Below are 4,194 nucleotides of genomic sequence, written 5' to 3'. Positions count from 1 at the left end.
CGAGTAAATGGTATTAGAGCACACAAACAATAAAGCCAGTCACATATTCCGCGGCGGTCGTATTTTCAAACGCGGCAAACACGTTCTTACTGCCCCTGCGGTCACGGGCTCTGCACTTGCTGCTGGTGTTAGCTCCCTGATTATGATCAGTGCGAGCCCGACATTTGCCGCCTGTACCCCGAGCAACACAGGAACACCAGGCGACGACATGTTAGTGTGCGATGATGCGGATGATCCGGCCGGGGCTTCTGTTTCCGGCGCCGGGGGAAACGATACCATTTCCCTCTCCGGCACAACAGCAACTGCAAATAATATCAGCGGTGATGCTGGCTCTGACAACATCCAGATAAATGGAGGGACGGTGCTCGGGGGTGTCTTTCTCGGGACAACAACAAGCGTCAATTCGACGACTGATGCCAACTCGTTTCAGATCACAGGTGGAAATATCAACGCGGGCGTTAGCGGTGCGGGAGGCACCGACGTCATCATCTTGAGTGGCGGAACCATAGGGGGATCTGTTGCCGGCCAGAATGGCAATGATGCAATCACTCTGGACGGCACCACGATCGGAGCTGACATCCTTGGCGGCAACGGGGTTGATACGATCGTTCTGGTCAGCGGCTCGGTGCGCAATATTAACTGGGGCGCGGGGGATGAGAGCGGTTTCCTCAACCTGACCAATGTGACGGTCAGCGGGGATCTCGAATTTGGGACAGGTGTTGACAACTTCACATTGTTGGATGGAAATGTTGGTGGGAATGTCCGCCTGGGGCGGTTTGCTGTTAATACAATAGAAGATAACACCTTTGTCATGAATGGTGGCTCTATCGGCGGTTCTGTGGTCGGCGACGCCGGGGACGATACGATCACGCTGGATGGCACTGCAATCACCGGCTCCATTGGTGGCGGCAACGGTGTTGACACAATCAATTTGATCAGCGGGTCGGTGACCACTGTTAACTGGGGTGCGGGGGATGAGAGCGGCATCCTTGACCTGACCAATGTGACGGTCAGCGGGGATCTCGAATTTGGGACAGGCGTTGACAACTTCACCTTGAATGCAGGTGTTGTGAACGGGAACGTCCGCCTGGGGCGGTTTGGTGTTAATACGATAGAAGATAACACTTTTATCATGAATGGTGGCACTATCGGCGGTTCTGTGGCCGGTGACGGCGGGGACGATACGATCACGCTGGATGGCACTGCAATCACCGGCTCCATTGGTGGCGGCAACGGTGTTGACACAATCAATTTGATCAGCGGGTCGGTGACCACTGTTAACTGGGGTGCGGGAGATGAGAGCGGTATCCTCGACTTGACCAATGTGATGGTCAGCGGGGATCTCGAATTTGGGACAGGCGTTGACAATTTCACATTAAATGCGGGGACCGTGGGCGGGAATGTGCGCTTGGGGCGTTTTGGCGTCGGCACAATAGAGGCGAACACCTTTATCATGAATGGTGGTCAGATTCAGGGCTCCGTTATTGGTGATAACGGCGATGATCTGATCTCCTTGACCGGTGGTACAATCGGAGGCTCGGTACTTGGCAACCTGGGGGTTGATACAATCACCCTCGACGGTACGGCGATCACCGGTGACATTAATGCAGGCGGAGACGACGACACGATCAACCTGATCAACGGGTCGGTGCGTGACGTCAACTGGGGTGCGGGGAATGAGAGCGATATTCTGGATCTGACCAATGTGACGGTCAATCGGGATCTGATTTTTGAGTCCGGTGCGGATGATTTCACTCTGACGGTCGGAGCCGTTGGCCGGCACGTTTTTCTGGGCAATACCGGGGCAAACTCAAACGACACAGATACCTTTGTGATGCTAGGCGGAACAATCGGTGGCACAGTGTTCGGCGACAGGGGGGTTGATACAATCACGCTCGACGGTACGGCGATCACCGGTGATATTAATGCAGGTAGCGGCGACGATACAATCGACCTGATCAACGGCTCGGTGCGGGACGTCAACTGGGGTGCGGGGGATGAGAACGACATTCTGGACCTGACCAATGTGACAGTCAGCCGGGACCTTATCTTTAATTCCGGTGTGGACGATTTCACTCTGACGGTCGGAGCCGTTGGCCGGCACGTTTTTCTGGGCACGACGAACGCCGCTTCGACCGACACCGATACCTTTGTGATGCTTGGCGGTACAATCGGTGGCACAGTGTTTGGTGACAATGGGGTTGATACAATCACGCTCGACGGCACCGCGATCGCCGGCGACATTCGTGCCTTTGCTGGTGTTGACACCATCAATCTGATCAACGGATCGGTTCGCAATGTAGATTGGGGCAACGGCGATGAGAGTGACATTCTGGACCTGACCAATGTGACGGTCAGCGGGGAGCTCATTTTCGGAGGTGGGGCAGACGACTTCACACTGACGGCAGGAAATGTGGCTGGAGATATTCATCTGGGTTTCTCCAACGGCACCTCAACGGACACCGATACCTTTGTGATGAATGGTGGTTCTGCCGCCAGGATTATCGGTGACAATGGCATCGACAATATCACCTTGAATGGGGGTGTGCTTGGAACCGACATAATCGCCTTTGGCGGTAACGACACGATTGACCTGATCAGCGGATCTGTGCGCACCGTTAACTGGGGGATCGGAGACGAAGGCGGCGTTCTGGACCTGACCAATGTGACGGTCAGCGGGGAGCTCGTCTTTGAAAGGGGTAACGACAATTTCACGCTGAATGCGGGAGATGTGGCTGGTGATATTCATCTGGGGCTCACAAATGGGGTCTCAACAGACACTGATACCTTTGTGATGAACGGTGGCTCTGCCGCCAGGATTATCGGCGACAATGGCATCGACAATATCACCTTGAACGGGGGCGATATTGGAACCGACATAATCGCCTTCGCTGGTGATGACACGATTGACCTGATCAGCGGCTCGGTGCGCACGGTAAACTGGGGCGCCGGGGATGAGAGCGGTACACTCGACCTGACCAATGTGACGCTTAGCGGGAGCCTCATCTTTGAAAGGGGCAACGACGATTTCACGCTGGATGCCGGAACGGTCGGAGATAGGGTTTTCCTTGGCACGACCAACGCTCTCTCGACGGATACCGATATCTTTACCATGAACGGTGGTGTCATTACCGTTCGCATTGAAGGGGACAATGGGGATGACACTGTCAATTTGAATGGCGGTCAAATCCTGAATTCAACGTCTTTCCGGGCCTTTGGCGGGAATGACACAATCAATCTGAATGGCGCCACGTTGAATGGTCTGATCAGCGCCGGAGACGGGGATGATACATTCAATTGGACGGATGGAACCCTTACAAACCAGTTTGTTGGCGGAAGCGGCAACGATACCGCCGTAATCAGCGCTGCGACCTATGCCGGAGATATCATTCTCGATGGCACGAACTTCAACGATTTTGTCAACAACAACGGCACACCGCTTGATCCAAGCGACGACTTTGTGGTCACGGACACCTTCGTCGACACCCTGACGTTTGATGGCGCAAATACAGGCGTAAATACCAACACGATCCGCGGTTGGGAAAGCGTTAGCGCTGTGAATTCCACCCTGGATTTCGACTCGCTGCGCCTGAATGGTGTCAGCGCAACCGGCAACAACAACGTCGCAACAGCACTAAACGTCTCCGGTGGGGATGTTACTCTGAGCGGCGCCAGCATCCTGGCGGATCTTCTTGGATCGGCCAGCAACGAGGCCCTGACCGCCACCGGCACAACTGTGGTTTCAAATGCCATCGAGGGTGGCGGAGGAGCCGATACGATTTCGGTGCTTGGCGATGCCAGTGTGACCAATGGCGTTTTTGGCGGCGCTGATGGTCATGATGCAAGCACCGCAACGGACGCGGGCGACACAATCACCATCAATACCACCGGCACAGTTGGTTTGATCGATGGCGGTCTTGGGGATGACACTATCAATCTGATCGCAGGTTCGGTTCCAGGGTCCGTTCTGGGTCAGGAGGGCGACGACACTGTTACTATCTTCGATGGTTTCACCGTCACGAGTCTGATTGACGGGGGGGCCAATACCGCAGTTGGGGATATATTTGCCGTCGACACGGCGACAACCCAGACCTTCGACGGTACACAGGTTGTGAACTTCGAGATCCTGCAAAAGGACAACACTGGAACTTTGACACTGACGGGGGATCAAACCTTCTCGGTTGGGACCGCGAT

The 4,194-nt window shown here is 54.9% G+C and carries 1 protein-coding gene; it reads left to right on the top strand.

The window, feature by feature from the left end; translation table 11 throughout:
• Positions 1-208 precede the first annotated feature (208 nt).
• Positions 209-4,194 (top strand): beta strand repeat-containing protein (locus ACR0K5_RS24900; RefSeq protein ID WP_480632199.1); only part of this gene is annotated, 3,986 nt, incomplete at its 3' end.

The organism is Ruegeria sp. AB9, from assembly GCF_056542585.1.
Note: the sequence above shows the minus strand (reverse complement) of the source record. Positions and strands in the feature narration are given on the sequence as shown.